The sequence below is a fragment of the Nocardiopsis nanhaiensis genome (assembly GCF_054778635.1).
This window is the reverse complement of record NZ_BAAGZJ010000088.1, coordinates 1-14,267: the sequence shown is the minus strand read 5'-3', so window position 1 is coordinate 14,267 and position 14,267 is coordinate 1. Positions and strand designations below refer to the sequence as shown.

At 68.6% G+C, this 14,267-nt stretch carries 13 protein-coding genes, 1 rRNA gene and 1 pseudogene; 9 read left to right on the top strand and 6 right to left on the bottom strand.

Going from position 1 to position 14,267, the window contains the following annotated elements; all coding sequences use genetic code 11:
- The first annotated feature begins 113 nt into the window (after nucleotides 1-113).
- On the top strand, nucleotides 114-1,304 hold the full coding sequence (locus tag ACYVD1_RS29010) for a DUF418 domain-containing protein (RefSeq protein WP_460777689.1): 1,191 nt from the start codon (nucleotides 114-116) through the stop codon (nucleotides 1,302-1,304).
- A gap of 72 nt (nucleotides 1,305-1,376) precedes the next feature.
- On the opposite strand, the gene add is transcribed toward ACYVD1_RS29010, so the two are convergent.
- The gene (gene add / locus ACYVD1_RS29005) at nucleotides 1,377-2,411 is read right to left on the bottom strand and encodes an adenosine deaminase (RefSeq protein WP_460777688.1); all 1,035 of its coding nucleotides are present in this window, start codon (nucleotides 2,409-2,411) and stop codon (nucleotides 1,377-1,379) included.
- Nucleotides 2,412-2,466: 55 nt separating this feature from the next.
- Between add and ACYVD1_RS29000 the strand changes: the two genes are divergently transcribed.
- Nucleotides 2,467-3,117, top strand: a complete 651-nt coding sequence (locus ACYVD1_RS29000; protein WP_460777687.1) for a hypothetical protein — start codon at nucleotides 2,467-2,469, stop codon at nucleotides 3,115-3,117.
- 84 nt (nucleotides 3,118-3,201) lie between these two features.
- Entirely contained in the window at nucleotides 3,202-3,849 is a 648-nt protein-coding gene (locus ACYVD1_RS28995) for a hypothetical protein (RefSeq protein WP_460777686.1), read from the top strand.
- 84 nt (nucleotides 3,850-3,933) lie between these two features.
- Here the strand turns inward: ACYVD1_RS28995 and ACYVD1_RS28990 are convergent.
- A pseudogene (locus tag ACYVD1_RS28990) lies at nucleotides 3,934-5,393 on the bottom strand (aldehyde dehydrogenase (NADP(+))).
- A gap of 459 nt (nucleotides 5,394-5,852) precedes the next feature.
- On the opposite strand from ACYVD1_RS28990, the gene ACYVD1_RS28985 reads away from it, so the two are divergent.
- From ACYVD1_RS28985 to ACYVD1_RS28975, 3 genes are all read left to right on the top strand, one after another.
- Nucleotides 5,853-6,443: a TetR/AcrR family transcriptional regulator gene (locus tag ACYVD1_RS28985; protein WP_460777707.1), complete on the top strand. Its 591-nt coding sequence runs from the start codon at nucleotides 5,853-5,855 to the stop codon at nucleotides 6,441-6,443.
- Complete coding sequence (locus ACYVD1_RS28980) at nucleotides 6,437-7,315, top strand: alpha/beta hydrolase family protein (RefSeq protein ID WP_460777685.1); 879 nt, start codon at nucleotides 6,437-6,439, stop codon at nucleotides 7,313-7,315. The genes ACYVD1_RS28985 and ACYVD1_RS28980 overlap by 7 nt, the downstream gene beginning before the upstream one ends.
- 204 nt (nucleotides 7,316-7,519) lie before the next feature.
- Entirely contained in the window at nucleotides 7,520-8,143 is a 624-nt protein-coding gene (locus tag ACYVD1_RS28975) for an HD domain-containing protein (protein ID WP_460777684.1), read from the top strand.
- Nucleotides 8,144-8,152: 9 nt separating this feature from the next.
- On the opposite strand, the gene ACYVD1_RS28970 is transcribed toward ACYVD1_RS28975, so the two are convergent.
- From ACYVD1_RS28970 to ACYVD1_RS28960, 3 genes are all read right to left on the bottom strand, one after another.
- The gene (locus tag ACYVD1_RS28970; RefSeq protein ID WP_460777683.1) at nucleotides 8,153-8,911 is read right to left on the bottom strand and encodes a sulfite exporter TauE/SafE family protein; all 759 of its coding nucleotides are present in this window, start codon (nucleotides 8,909-8,911) and stop codon (nucleotides 8,153-8,155) included.
- Nucleotides 8,912-9,072: 161 nt separating this feature from the next.
- Nucleotides 9,073-10,005 carry an SPFH domain-containing protein gene (locus ACYVD1_RS28965; protein WP_460763044.1) on the bottom strand — a complete coding sequence of 311 codons (933 nt, stop codon included), beginning with the start codon at nucleotides 10,003-10,005 and terminating at the stop codon, nucleotides 9,073-9,075.
- Between the two features lie 271 nt (nucleotides 10,006-10,276).
- Nucleotides 10,277-11,062, bottom strand: coding sequence for an ABC transporter ATP-binding protein (locus ACYVD1_RS28960; protein ID WP_460777682.1), 786 nt, complete (start codon nucleotides 11,060-11,062; stop codon nucleotides 10,277-10,279).
- Between the two features lie 56 nt (nucleotides 11,063-11,118).
- Here ACYVD1_RS28960 and ACYVD1_RS28955 point away from each other — a divergent pair, with 56 nt between their 5' ends.
- The 3 genes from ACYVD1_RS28955 to serB all read left to right on the top strand — a co-directional run bounded on the left by ACYVD1_RS28955 (nucleotide 11,119) and on the right by serB (nucleotide 13,928).
- The gene (locus ACYVD1_RS28955) at nucleotides 11,119-11,880 is read left to right on the top strand and encodes a hypothetical protein (protein WP_460777681.1); all 762 of its coding nucleotides are present in this window, start codon (nucleotides 11,119-11,121) and stop codon (nucleotides 11,878-11,880) included.
- A gap of 142 nt (nucleotides 11,881-12,022) precedes the next feature.
- Entirely contained in the window at nucleotides 12,023-12,634 is a 612-nt protein-coding gene (locus ACYVD1_RS28950; RefSeq protein ID WP_460777680.1) for a DUF1707 SHOCT-like domain-containing protein, read from the top strand.
- Between the two features lie 82 nt (nucleotides 12,635-12,716).
- Entirely contained in the window at nucleotides 12,717-13,928 is a 1,212-nt protein-coding gene (serB, locus tag ACYVD1_RS28945; protein ID WP_460777679.1) for a phosphoserine phosphatase SerB, read from the top strand.
- 227 nt (nucleotides 13,929-14,155) lie between these two features.
- On the opposite strand, the gene rrf is transcribed toward serB, so the two are convergent.
- Nucleotides 14,156-14,267 (bottom strand): 5S ribosomal RNA (rrf, locus tag ACYVD1_RS28940); the annotation flags it as partial.

The following is a 14,267-nucleotide window of genomic DNA, read 5'->3' as shown; positions in this document are numbered from 1 at the left end:
TGCTCGGATCGTCCACCGTCCCCGCATCCGCCGATCGGAGGACCCCAGGGTCCACCGCATCCGCAGCCGGGTGGACGATCCGCCGCGACACCCTCCGGGCCCATCCTCGAACCATGCGGAACACCGAGGTACACCCTTCCAGCCCCGCCCCTCACCAGAGCGCCTCCGCCGCGGCCAGCCCGGTTCCCGCAGGCCGCCGCGTTCTGGCCCCGGACCTGGCCCGGGGCGTGATGCTTTTGGTCATCGCGCTCGCGCACACGCACCTCTTCACCGTCCTCATCGGCGGTGACGGGGCCGCCCCCTCCGCCACGGACCGGATCGTCACAGCGGGCACGGTCCTGTTCGTCGACTTCCGCGGCTACCCCATGTTCGCGGCGCTGTTCGGCTACGGCCTCGCCCAGATCTACCGGCGCCGGACCGAACAGGGGCACGAGTGGCCCTGGGTCCGGAGCCTGCTGCGCCGCCGTGGCCGCTGGCTCATCTTGTTCGGCGTGCTACACGCGGCGCTGCTCTTCTTCGGCGACATCCTGGCCGTCTACGGACTGCTGGCCCTGGTCTTCGCAGGGATGCTGCGGTACCGCGACCGGGCACTGGTCATCGTGGCGGCGGCCTGGCTGCCGCTGTCAGCACTCCTCCACTCCCTGGTCGCCGCCGAAGAGGCGGTGACCGGTCAGAGCGGTTTTCCGTCGATGCCCGAGGGTTTCCTGCACGAACTCCTCTTCCGCCTGGGAGTGTTCGCGGTCACGGGCGCGATGATGTTCGTCAGCGCCCTCGTTCCGTTCCTGGTCGGGGTGCTGGCGGGACGGCACCGCCTCCTGGAGGAGCCGGACCGGCACCTGCGCCTCCTCCGCGCGGCCGCATATGTCGGCATACCCCTGTCCGTGCTGGGCGGAGTGCCCCTCGCACTGAACAAGTCCGGGGTCTGGGCGGACCCCACCCCCTTGGACGCCCTACTCTCCGGGGGCCTCCACCAGGTGACCGGCTACGCGGGCGGGTTCGGATACGCGGCCCTGATCGCCCTGGTCGCCGCCCGTCTGGCCGACCGCCAGGCCCCGGCCGCCCTAGCCCTGGCCGCCTTGGGGCAGAGGTCCCTGACCTTCTATCTGGCGCAGTCGGTGGTCTGGGCCGCGCTGTTCGCCTCGTACACACTCCACCTACAACTGACGTCCCCGGCTGTCGGCGCCGGCATCGCGGTGGCCGTATGGCTGACCACCGTGATCATCGCTGACCTCATGCGCCGCCGGAACGCGCGCGGACCGGCCGAGGCCGCACTGCGCCGCCTCACCTACGGACCGTCCCGTTGAACGCCCCGGGGCCCGGGCGGACCCGGCGTCGGCCCCAGGGCCCAGGCCCCGGAGTTCGGGGTCCGAAAGTGCTCAGGACACCGCCAGCCCGTACCGGTCGGCCACCGCTTCGATCTCCGTCAGGAGCGCCCGGCGCCTGGCGGCACCGAGGTAGGAGGCCCGCACACCGTTACGGGCCATCCGCACCAGGCCCTCGGCGCCCACCAGGCCGTGCCCAACCCCGTACTCGCCGGTGAGGTCACTACCGAACATGGTGGGGTCGTCGCTGTTGAGGGTGACCATCAGGCCGGCGTCGAGCATGGCTGGCAGCGGGTGCTCCTCGATCCGCGACACGGCGCGGGTGCAGAGGTTGGAGGTGGGGCTGACATCCACGGGGAGCTGCTCGTCCACCAAACGCCTGACCAGCGCGGGATCCTTCATCACGTCGATCCCGTGGCCGATCCGCTCGGCACCCAGCACGTCCAGCGCCTCTCGTACCCGCTCCGGGCCACCGTGTTCCCCCGCATGCGGCAGGCTGGCCAGCCCCGCCGCCCGCGCCCTGCCGAACACGTCCGCGTACTGTCCCAGCGGGGTCTCGACTCCACCGACGCCGAACCCGACCACGCTCGGCGGCCCGTCCCGGAGCACGGCCTCGACCGTCCTCTCGGCAGACTCCACGCCGAAGTCGGCGGGGAAGTCCGGGATCCACCTCAGCTGGATGCCGTGCTCGCGTTCAGCGTCCATCCGAGCGCGCTCGATCCCGTCGAACACCACTTTCGATGGCACCCCCCGCATGAGGTGGGCGTAGAGGCTCACGTGCACCTCCGCGTAGCGCACGTTCTGCGCGACCAGCCGCTCGGCGACGACCGAGGTCAGCAGGGCGAAGTCGGCTTCCTCCCGCAGCGTGCCCACCGACGCCAGGTAGACCTCCACGAAGTGCGGGAAGTCGGTGAAGGCATACCACTGGGTCAGCTCCGCCAAAGTGTCCGGCAGGTCCTCGACGCGGTGCCGCTTGGCCAGCTCGAAGAGGGTCTCAGCGGGCATCGAACCCTCAAGGTGGACGTGCAGCTCGACCTTGGGCAGGTCCCGGACGAGCGACCCGACGAAAGTGGGGGAATTCTGTTCCATAGTGCCAACCTAAGAGCGTGGTGGGACCGCTGGCCACCGCCGTAGCTTTACGGACATGACCTCCCAGAAGCAGAACCCGCAGCCCGTCAGCCCCAACGCACCGCGGCCCTCCGCCTCCCAGGTGACCGGTGCCCGCATCGCGATCTACGCCCAGCGCCACCCCGTCGGCTACGCCGCCCGCGGCGCGCTACTGGCTGGAGCCGCCACCGTCGCCCTCATGTTCCTCGCCGCCACCCCGGCACTGAGCGACCCGTCCGGCGCACCCCGGTGGGTCATGTCCGCATTCCCGGCCGCAGGGTTCGTCGCCGCCCTGCTCATCGGCTCGCTGCTCTTCATGCACGGCCGAGGGCTGCCGGACGTGACGGAGACCGACGCCGTCCGGTACGCCTCGGCCAAGCTCCAGGCGGCCAGCGGCGCACCCGGCCCGGACGAGGAGATCAACCGGTCGGCCCGCCAGCTGTCCGACCACCTCGTGCGCACGAGCGCACCGTCGTACGCCGTCGCGCCGATCATGATCGTCTTCGCCCTCATCTCAGCCCGGCCCCTCGCCGAGGTCCTCCCCCCGGGGTTCGAGCCGGTGATGCTGACGCAGCTCATCCCCAGCTTCGTCCTGGCCGTGCTCATGGGTGTCCTGTACTTCAGTGCCAAGCGCTGGCACGAGCGTTTCGCCGCATTCCGTGCGGCCTACGACCGCGCCGCCGACTGACCGCGGCGCGGACCAGGCCTCGGACGCACGGCCCGACCACAGCGGAGGATCCCGCCCCGCAGAGCCCAACAAGGAGCAGAACGGATGCCACCGCAGTACCCGCAACCACTCAACCCCAACGCACCGCGGCCCACCACCTCCCAGGTGACCGGCGCCCGTATCCAGATCTACGCCCAGCGCCACCCCGTCGGCTTCGCCGTCCGCGGCGGGGTGACCGCCGGAGCGGTCACCACCCTCCTGGCCCTGGCCACCGCCGCCCCGTCCCTGGCCGACCCGGTCAACGTCCCGGGATGGACCCTGGTCGCGATGGGCTGCGCGACACTCATCGGCGGCCTCGCGAGCGGCCTACTCCTGTACCTCCTCGGGCGGAACCTGCCCATGGTGGCGGAGACCAACGCAGCCCGGTACGCCTCGGCCAAGCTCCAGGCGGCCAGCGGCGCACCCGGCCCGGACTGCGACACCAACCGCCTGGCCCGCCAGCTGTCCGAACATTTCGTGCACACCAGCAACCCCGTCTACTACGTGATCGCGATGGTCGTCGCCCTGGCGTTCATCGCCCTACTGCCCCTCGTCGATGTCGTCGGCCCAGGGGTCGACTTCGGGAACCTGTTCCAGTCCTCGACGCTCTTCCCGATCGGCGTGGCGGTGACCTTTGCGTTCATGGCCCTCAAACCCCAACACGACGGCTTCAGGGCCTACCGCGAGGCCTACGACCGCTCGGTCGGCGACTGACCCCTGGCTGCGCACCGGGACCGCCGGGACCGTGCACCGGGGTGCGTGACCCCCGGGGCCGCCGGGCCCCGGGCAGGGCCAGGATCATTCCGTCGGCAGCCCGCCGTTCACCCGGCGCGGGACGCCGAGCGGGTTGCCGTCCGCAGCTCCGGGGGAAGCAGCGTCTGCGGCACCGACTGGTAGGTCACCGGCCGCAGGAAGCGCCGGATCGCGGTACTGCCCACCGAGGTGTGGAGGGGCGCGGTCGTCGCGGGGTAGGGCCCGCCGTGGGTCATCGCGTGCGTGACCGCCACCCCGGTCGGCCAACCGTTCCAAATCACCCGTCCGGACACCGCGGCGCCCAAGGCCAGCAGGGCAGGAGCCATCGGGTCGTCCTCCTCACCGTGGACGGTGACGGTGAGCTGTCCGTGCAGGGCACCGCCCACCTCCAGCAGACGGCGTTCGTCGGGGTAGGCGACCACCAGGGTGGCGGGGCCGAAGCACTCGGCCAACAGGGCCTCGGAGTGCTCCAGTAGGGAGTCCAGGTCCGTTCGGAGCAGCGTGGGCGACCAACCCTCAGCGGTGTCCCGTCCCCGAACCAGCACCTCCGTGTCCGGATGTTCGGTCAGCGCTTCGACGCCCCGGCCGAACCCGTCGGCCACCCGGTCGTTGAGCAGCGGTGCCGCTTCCCTGCTCTCGAGGTCGGTGACCAGTGCGTCCAGCTTGGCGCCCTCGGGGACGAACACCACCCCGGGTTTGGTGCAGAACTGGCCGACACCCATCGTGGCCGAGCCGGCGTAGCCCTCCAGGATCTCGTCACCGCGGGCGGCCATGGCGGCCCGGGTCACGAAGACCGGGTTGACACTGCCGAGCTCCCCGTAGAACGGGATCGGGTCCGGGCGCGACGCGGCGAGGTCGTACAGGGCGCGCCCACCGGGAAGGGATCCGGTGAATCCGACCGCCCGAGTCTGCGGGTGCGTCACCGCCCGCTTGCCCGCCTCGAAGCCGTTCACCAGGGAGAACACACCTTCGGGTGCGCCCGAGTCCTCGAGCGCGGCGCTGACGAGCTCCGCGGTGCGCCGGGCCAGTTCGGGGTGGCCGGGGTGTGCCTTGACCACGACCGGGCACCCGGCGGCCATGGCGGAGGCGCTGTCGCCGCCGGCCGTGGAGAAGGCGAAGGGGAAGTTGCTGGCACCGAACACCACCACCGGGCCGAGCGGAACGAGCAGGCGCCGCACGTCCGGCCTGGGTGTGCCCCAGCCCGGGTCGGCCGGGTCGACCATCGCCTCCAGGTACGCGCCCTCCTCCAGAACGTCCGCGAACAGGCGGAGCTGGAAGGTGGTCCGGGCGAGCTCGCCTCGGCAGCGTGCCTCAGGGTAGTGGGCCTCGGCCATGGCCACGGGAACGAGATCGTCAGCGGCAGCGTCCAAGGCCTCAGCGACGGTCCGAAGCGAGCGGGCACGTTCGGAGGCGGAGAGTGCCCCGAAGAGTGGCGCGGCGGCGGCCGCACGCGCCATGACGGCGTCGAGTTCATCGGGTGTGGTCTCGGGGGCTTCGGTGGTCATGCCAGAACCTCCTGGAGGGGTACGTGCACCGTCTCGGACACTGGCACCACGATGTCACGCCCATCCGGATCGGGCAGAGTTCACCGCTCGGGACGCAATAATACAACTACACAGGGCGACATTCGGGGGCATGGCAGACGATGGGGACATCTACACCCCAGCACCAAGTACCCGCTCCCACCTCGGAAAACAACAGCCCCGTCGCTCAAGGGCAGCCTCACCCGAAGTTCCTGAGAACGAAACTGGATTTTCCCCGGAACCAGGTGATTCCGGAACGGCATCATAGGCGGTGTGATGACTAATTCCCGAAGTTCAACGCCCCCGCGCGCGCGGAGGTCCCCCGAAGGACCGAACTCATCCTCCGCGTCGCGTGAGAGCCGTGGACCTGCCAGCGTCACCCACGACGAACTCGCGTTCGCCCAAGCCCCTCTGCGCAGGCTCCCGGCCCAACAGCGCAGCATGGTCCGGGTCCAACGAATGCTCGACTGCTGCGCCGACCTCCTGGACGAGGTGGGCTACGCCAATCTGTCCACCACCCGGATAGCCGAACGCGCCGGCGTGGCGATCGGCTCCGTCTACCAGTTCTTCCCGGGCAAGAAGGCGATCACCCAAGCCCTGGGACTCCGCTTCCTAGACCAGTTCAGCGCCCGGGTCACCGAACGCCTGGCCGACGCTTCCTTCACCCACTGGACCGTCGCCGTCGACGCGATCATCGACGAGTACATCGACATGCACCGCAACGTGCCGGGGTTCCGCAGCCTGCACTTCGGTGACATAGTCGACCCACGGCTCCTGAACGGCGGGAGCGAGAACAACCGAGTCATCTCCGTGCGGCTGCGGAAGATCATCGTCTCCGTCACCGGGATACCCGACGACGACGAGCTCGACCGCGCCATCCACGTCGCCGTCGAGGCCGCCGACGCCGTTCTCAAGCTCGCCTTCCGCGACAATCCCGACGGAGACCCTGCCCTCGTCCACGAGGCCAAGTGCCTCGTCAGCGGCTATCTGTCCCACTTCTCCGAACGCAAAGGAGGCAATCGACCGTGGTAGTAGACGCGTCGGCCCCCTCCCGTCCGGTCACCGGGACCGCCGCGGGCGTGCCTTTCCTCGCGCTTCCCCCGGCCGTGGCGACCGATGCCCCGGCACCGCTCGTGATCGGCCTGCACGCCTTCGAACCACCGCGCAGTGAGTCGGCTCTGGCCGGGGCCGTCCCCATGGTCTCGCTCCCGGCCTGGCGCGTCTACCTCGGGCTGCCCCTTTTCGGCGCCCGCCTGCCTGAGGGCGGGGTTGCCGAGATCAACCGGCGGGGGGAGCGCGACTACCTCGTCGAACTCTTCGCCCCCGTGGTCGAGGAAGCCGCCGCCGAGCTCCGCCGCGTCACCGAGGAGCTGCGCACCACCTTCCCGGTCACGGACGCCCCGGTCGGCCTGGTAGGCGTGGGTGCCGGAGCCACCGCCGCCCTCCTCACCCTGGCCGAGGACCGGCTCCGGGTAGGCGCGGCCGCTGCCATCAATCCCATCATCGACCCCGCCCATCTGGTCGCCGCGCGCGAGCGCCGCACCGGAACCCCGTACCGCTGGAGTGCCCAGGCCCAGCAGACGCGGGGCTGGCTGGACTTCACCGCCAGAACCGAGGAGATCTCGCACACCGCGGCTCCACTGCTCGTCGTCAGCGGAGGACGGGACGAGGTCGCCCCGCCCGAACACGGCCGAGCCTTCCACGACCACCTGCGCACACAGGGGGAGGACCATGCACTCCGTCACATCGTGGTGCCCGACCTCGCCCACGCGATCGGCCCCGAACCGGGCCTCGAACCCGGTCCGCTCACCCCCGCGGGGGTGCTCACCGATCGGGCTCTCACCGAGTGGTTCCACCAGCACCTGACGCCTTCCCCGCAGGTACGGCGCGCCTCCGACGCCTGAACGTCCCCGAGCTCCGCCCCGGCCGCAACCGCAGAGCACGGTGGCGCGCGACGTTCACCCGCCGCACCCCCACACCTCTCCCCGAGGCCGCTTCCCGGATTCCGCCGCGACAGCCAGTACACGTTCCATGGGATCATCCAGGGGCGACCGCCTCCGCGGTCCCACCTGATCCGTTTCGACTCATCCACCAGGAGGGCGAACCACGTGACGGAACCGGCACCGGTCTTTGCCAGCGGGGTCGACAACGAGCGGCTGAACGCGCAATTGCGCTTCATCCTCGAAGTGGACAAACTCAAGCGCGTCCTACGGCAGAACCTGCTGGTGGACGGCTCCCGTAGGGAGAACTCCGCCGAACACTCCTGGCACCTGGCTCTGTCTGCTCGAACCTTTGCCGAGCACGCACCCAAGGGCACCGACATCGAACGTGTCACCGAGATGCTCGTCATCCACGACATCGTCGAGATCGACGCCGGCGACACCTTCCTCTTCGACCAGAAGAACGCCGAGACCCAGGCCGCCCGTGAGCAGGCCGCAGCCGACCGGCTCTTCCCGCTCCTCCCCGAGGACCAGGCCGCTCGCGCCCGCGAACTCTGGGACGAGTTCGAGGCCCGCGTCACCCAGGAGGCACGTTTCGCGCGCGCCGTGGACCGGCTGTCCCCGATGCTCGCCAACTGGCACAACGAGGGCGGTGCCTGGGTCAGGTTCGGTGTCACCCGGGCCGAGGTCGTCGAGAAGGTGAAACTGATCTCGGAGGGCTCCGAAGCCTTGGGGTCCTACGCCACCGCCCTGATCGACGACGCCACCCGGCGCGGCTACCTCCGCACCTGAGACATCCGGTCAGACCCGGCCCAGGACCAGCTGAACGGCCGCGGTCAGTCCCACGATCACCACGCACACGCGCAGCGCCGTCGGGCTGAGCTTCCGGCCGTACGTGGCGCCCAGGTAGCCGCCGACGATCGTGCCGGCCGCGATGAGGAGCACCACGGGCCATGCCGGCGAGGCGAGCACGATGTAGAACATGGCCGCTGTGCTGTTGGCGATGGTCGTGAGGGCGTTCTTGAGCGCGTTGATCCGCTGGATGTCGTCGTCCAACGCGGTGCCGAGGATGCTCAGCAGGATAATGCCCTGGGCGGCGGCGAAGTAGCCGCCGTAGGTGCCGGTCGCGTAGGCGCCAACCGGCAGCCAGGGGCCGCCGTCCCGGGCCGCGGGCTTGCGGGAGCGGACCCACTTGGTGATGCGCGGCTGGAAGATGATCAGCACGCACGCGGCACCGATCAGGAACGGCACCACGGTCTCGAAGACACCCGAAGGCAGGTTGATCAGCAGCAGCGCGCCCGTCATCGCGCCCAGGAAGGCCATGCCGCCGAGGCGGATCAGCCGGCGCTTCTGCCCCGCCAGCTCACGTCGGTAGGCGATGGTGCCGCTGAGCGTACCCGGAGCCAGGCCGATGCTGTTGGAGACGGTCGCGGTGATCGGCGGGTAGCCGAGCGCGAGCAGTACCGGGAAGGTGAAGAGGGTCCCCGAACCCGCGATGGCGTTGATGCCTCCGGCCGCCACACCGGCCAGAAGGATGGCCACAGCCTCCCAGAGTTCCATCGTGCCGCTTTCCGATCCGCTGCTCCCCGACGGTCGAGGGCCAGAACAGACTACGAGACCGGAGTGGCGGATCATCGGTCCGGGTCATTGCTAACCACCAAAGTGAGGAGGGCCTCACCGAGGTGAGGCCCTCCTGAAGACCGGTCGTTGAAGGTCGGCGATCAGCTCGGCAACTTCACGACCTCGTTCTGGATGCGCTCGAAGGCGGTGCTGACACCCTGCAGCGCCTGCCCCATCTCCGCAGGGACGATCCAGACCTTGTTGGCGTCGCCCTTGGCGATCTCCGGGAGCTTCTGCAGGTAGTGGTAGGCCAGGACGTCCGGGTCGACCCGGCTCGTGTGCAGTGCCTTGAACACCATGTGGATGGCGTCCGCCTCGCCTCGGGCGCGCGTGGTCTGGGCCTCCGCGTCGGCCTTCGCGGTGAGCGTCTGCGCCTCGGCATCACCCTTCGCCTTGAGGACGGACGCGGAGCGTTCACCCTCGGCCCGCAGCACCTGGGCCTGCTTCTCACCCTCGGCGCTGAGCAGCTCGGCACGCTTCTCCCGGTCCGCCCGCATCTGCATCTCCATCGCCTCCTGCACGGAGGACGGCGGCTCGATGCCCTTGAGCTCGATCCGGCTGATCTCGATGCCCCAGTCCCGCGTGGCCTCGTCCAGAACGGACTTCAGCTCGCGGTTGATCTGGTCACGGGAGGTGAGGGTTCCCTCCAGGTTCATTCCACCGATGACGTTACGCAGGGTGGCGAGGGTGAGCTGTTCGACGGCCTGGATGAAGTTGGCGACCTCGTAGGTGGCCCGGTAGGCGTCGGCCACACGTATGTACACCGCGGAGTCGACCTCGACCGCGAGGTTGTCCTCGGTGATGGCCGACTGCGGCGGGAAGCTGACCACCTGCACACGGCGGTCGATACGTTCGCGTACCTGGTCGACGCCGGGGATCACGATGTTGAACCCGGAGCTGAGCGTCCGATGGAACTTGCCGAAACGCTCGACCACGTCCTCCATCGAGTGCGGAACGATTCGCACACTGCGCCAGAAGATGATCAGCAGGACAGCGACGAAAAGAGCGACGATGATGATCGGGGCCGGATTCATCGGCGACCCCTCCCAGCAGCGAACCGGGTGGCGGTGTTCGACAACGGCATCTGGGGCGGCTCCGGATCTCCTGACGGGGGTGGCAGGCAGCGTGCGAGCGGACCGCACCCTCGCGGCCTCGCCCCAGGGGATGATCACAAAGCGCGCCGAAATAGAGCGATCCGCTCACTGAACGTTGACGTTACCCCATATCCACCCGGGGCAACCATATTCGGACGGAAATAGGATTTACGGACTATAGCTTTCCGCCATAAATACAACCCCTATAGCCCTAGACGGCCCTGGCGGTCCAGCGGTCCCCGTCCCGTTCCACCTTGAGGGGCAGGCCGAAAGTCTCGCTGAGGTGCTCGGCGGTCATCACCTCGTCCAGCGGACCGGCCTGAACGACACGACCGTCGCGGATCAACAGGCCATGGGTGAAGCCCGGCGGGATCTCCTCGACGTGGTGGGAGACCACGACCAGCACGGGAGCGGCCTCGTTGTTGGCCAGTTTGCCCATGCGGCGCAACAGGTCCTCCCGACCGCCCAGGTCCAGCCCGGCCGCGGGTTCGTCGAGGACCAGCACCTCCGGGTCGGACATCAGCGCGCGGGCGATCAGCACCCGTTTGCGTTCGCCTTCGGAAAGCGTGTGGAAGTAGCGGTCGGCCAGATCACCGACGCCCCAGTGACCCAGCAGCGCACGGGCCCGGCCGTAGTCGGGGGTCCCGTACTCCTCACGGAACCGGCCCACATAGCCGTAGGCGGCGCTGAGAACCAGGTCGATGACCGGCGTGTCCTCTTCGATCCTGGCGGACACAGAGGCACCCGCGTAGCCGATCAGCGGCCGCAGCTCGAAAACGTCCACGCTCCCGAGGTGTTCTCCGAGGATCTCCACCTTGCCCGAGGTCGGAAACAGCTGGCTCGAGGCCACGTTCAGCATGGTGGTCTTCCCAGCGCCGTTGGGCCCGAGGATGGCCCAGCGCTCACCCTCAAGTACCGACCAGTCGACCCCGTCGAGCAGGTTCGCTCCGCCACGCCGCACCGTGACCCCGTTCAGGCCCAGAACACGCCCGTCCATCGTTCTCCTTCTCGTCACGTCCCACGCCGGTGCACGGGCCGCCCTACCCTGAAGTAATGCATTTGACGTCCGCACCGCTCGTCGCCTGGGGCAACGCCTGGCTGTCCGGACACGTGGGCCTGGACGACGCCGTCGACGCCGTCGAACGCCGGAGCGGCCCCAACCTGATCGGGACAGTACCGCCAGGGGACCTGCCGTTCGACAGCGGTGTATCGCTGCGTGCCGCACTGGTGCACCTTCGCAGCCTGGGGTTGTCCGCGTTCCGGTTGGCCCTGCCCGCCCGGGGGGACCCGTTCGGTCTGGTGGGCCCGGCCGAACTCAACCAGGCCGCCATCGAAGCTCAGGAGGGGGTACTGGTGCAGCTCACCGAACAGCAGATGGGCATGGTGCCCTATGCCGACCGGCGTGGTTCATCCTACGTGGGCGTTTCGTGGATCCCGTATCGGGCCAACGACGCCGTTCCCCAAGTCCCAGACCTGGCCGAGGCCGAACGGCACCTGAAATTGACCCTGGTCCGCGTCGCCGAACAGCTCGAGGGAGTGGACGACGTGGCGTCCTTCACTCCCGCCGTGCACGCATCACTCGGAGACCTCGGAGATTCCGGGGTGCCCCCACTCGCCCGCGGCTACCCGCCGCGCGCCCACAGGGTCGCGACACAGGCCGATCGGTTGGGCAAGGTGGTGGAACTCGCCGAACCCGGCTCCGGTCGCGGCATCAGCGCCCACCAGGCGCGTCTGCGCGCCGAAGCCCTGCGAGATCTGGACGCCGCCGTCCGCCGCGCCCAGGTCGCCGCACACGCTGCTATAGAGCTTCCCTGAATAAAGTGCGACCCTGGTGGAGGAGTGAGGAATTCTCGGGGTCGGGCCAGGGGGATTACCTGATCCGCGGCCGACCGTTCACACCCATACTTGGATGGTGAGGCCGTTCGTGGCCGACCCTTAGAGGAGGAGAGCCGTCATCATGCAGCCCGAGCACATCCGAGCTTCCGACGCGGACCGGGACAAGGTTGCCGAACGGCTCCGTGAAGCCATGGCCGAAGGCCGACTCAGCCCGGTCGAGCACGAAGAGCGGCTGGACACCCTCTACAAGGCGAAGACCATCGGCGAGCTGGCCCCGATCGTCTCCGACCTACCCGGCTCGTACGCTCCCCGCCCCGACCACGACATGGAAGTACTCGGCAGCGAGGCCCGAGACCTCGCCGGCCAGAGCAAGGGCTCCGAGAACCTCGTAGCGGTCTTCGGCGGCTGTGAACGCCGCGGCCGCTGGCTGGTCGAGCCGCGCACGAACGTCTCGGTCCTGTGCGGTGGCGTCGAACTGGACCTGCGCGAAGCGGTGCTGAGCCAGCACGAGGTCACCATCCAGCTCGCGGTGATCCTCGGGGGAGTGGATATCAAGGTGCCCCACGGCGTCCGCGTGATCAACAACACGTCCGCGATCCTCGGCGGCACGGATCTACACGGAACGGATCAAGTCACGGATCCGAACGCACCAGTTGTCCACCTGACCGGGACTTGCATGCTCGGTGGTGTCGACGTCAAAGCCAAGAAGGTCAAGAAGAAGCGCCGCAGGTGACGTCCACATAGTGGACGAGCTGCGGAAACCTCAGCCCCAAACCGCCACTCCCGTCCCATGGCCAAGTAACGTGGACAGCGCCATGAGTGATGAATCCACGTTGTTGGTCACGGTGACCGGACACGACCGTCCGGGCATCAGTGCACGCCTGCTGAGCACCCTTTCCGTCTTCCCGGTCACCATCATCGACCTCGAACAGGTCGTTCTGGGCAACCGCCTCGTCCTCGGCACCGTCCTGGACGTGGACGAACGGGTCGCCCCCGGAGTCAGCCGCCAGCGCGTCTTCGAAGAGGTCCGCGCGGCCCTGGACAAGACCACCGTCGACCTCGACATGGAGGTCGAATACGGCGACGGCAACGGCCGCGTCAACGATGTTTCCTCAGAGCGACTCCACGTCACCGTCCTAGCCGACCCCCTCCGCCCCGGAGCCCTAGGCGCCATCACTTCCTGTGTGGCCCGCTCCGGAAGCAACATCGACCGCATTGAGCGGCTCTCCGGCTATCCCGTCACCTCCGTGGAGATGGAGATCTCCGGCGGCAACCCGGACCAGCTCCGCGCCGAACTGGCCATGGAATCCGCCACCCAAGGGGTGGACGTAGCCGTTCAGTCCAGCGGTCTGCACCGCCGCGGCAAGCACCTCGTCATCATGGACGTCGACTCGACCCTGATCCAGGGCGAAGTCATCGAACTCCTCGCGGCCCACGCCGAATGCCAAGACGAAGTCGCCAAGGTCACCGAGGAGGCCATGCGCGGCGAGCTGGACTTCGAGGAATCACTTCGCCGCCGCGTCGCCCTACTCAAGGGCCTGGACGCCGCAGCCATCGACCGCGTCCGCGAAGAAATCCAACTCACCCCGGGCGCCCGCACCCTGGTTCGCACGCTGAAGCGCCTCGGCTACGAGTGCGGCATCGTCAGCGGCGGCTTCACCCAGATCACCGACGTCCTCGTCGAACGCCTCAACCTCGACTACGCGGCCGCCAACACCCTCGAAATCATCGACGGCAAACTCACCGGCGAACTCCTCGGCCCCATCATCGACCGCAAGGGCAAAGCAACAACCCTCCAGCGCTTCGCCGAGGAATCCGGGGTCCCCCTGGCCCAAACCGTCGCCATCGGTGACGGGGCCAACGACCTCGACATGCTCCAAACCGCAGGTCTCGGAGTGGCCTTCAACGCCAAACCAGTAGTCCGCCGCCAAGCGGACACCTCGGTGAACCTGCCTTACCTGGACACCATCGCCTTCATCCTGGGCATCACCCGCGAAGAAATCGAAGCCGCCGACCTCCACGGCTAAAAGCCTCAGCCCCCGACCAAACCTTCAGTACCGCACGCCCGCAAACGTAGAGCGCACACGCCAGTCACGGTGGGTGGGGGTCTGTGAGCAGGGCCGCAGGGAACCACCGCACCCGCAGGGGACCTGCCACACCCAAGAACAAACCCCCACCCACCAATTCACATGTTCACAAGTAGACACAAAAAAAGGGGGGTCGCCCCCGCAGGAACAACCCCCCCAAAGAAAAACCGTGGCAGCGACCTACTCTCCCACCCCACCACAGGGCAGTACCATCAGCGCAAGGAGACTTAACGACCGGGTTCGAAATGAGACCGAGTGTGACCCTCCTGCCAAAACCAC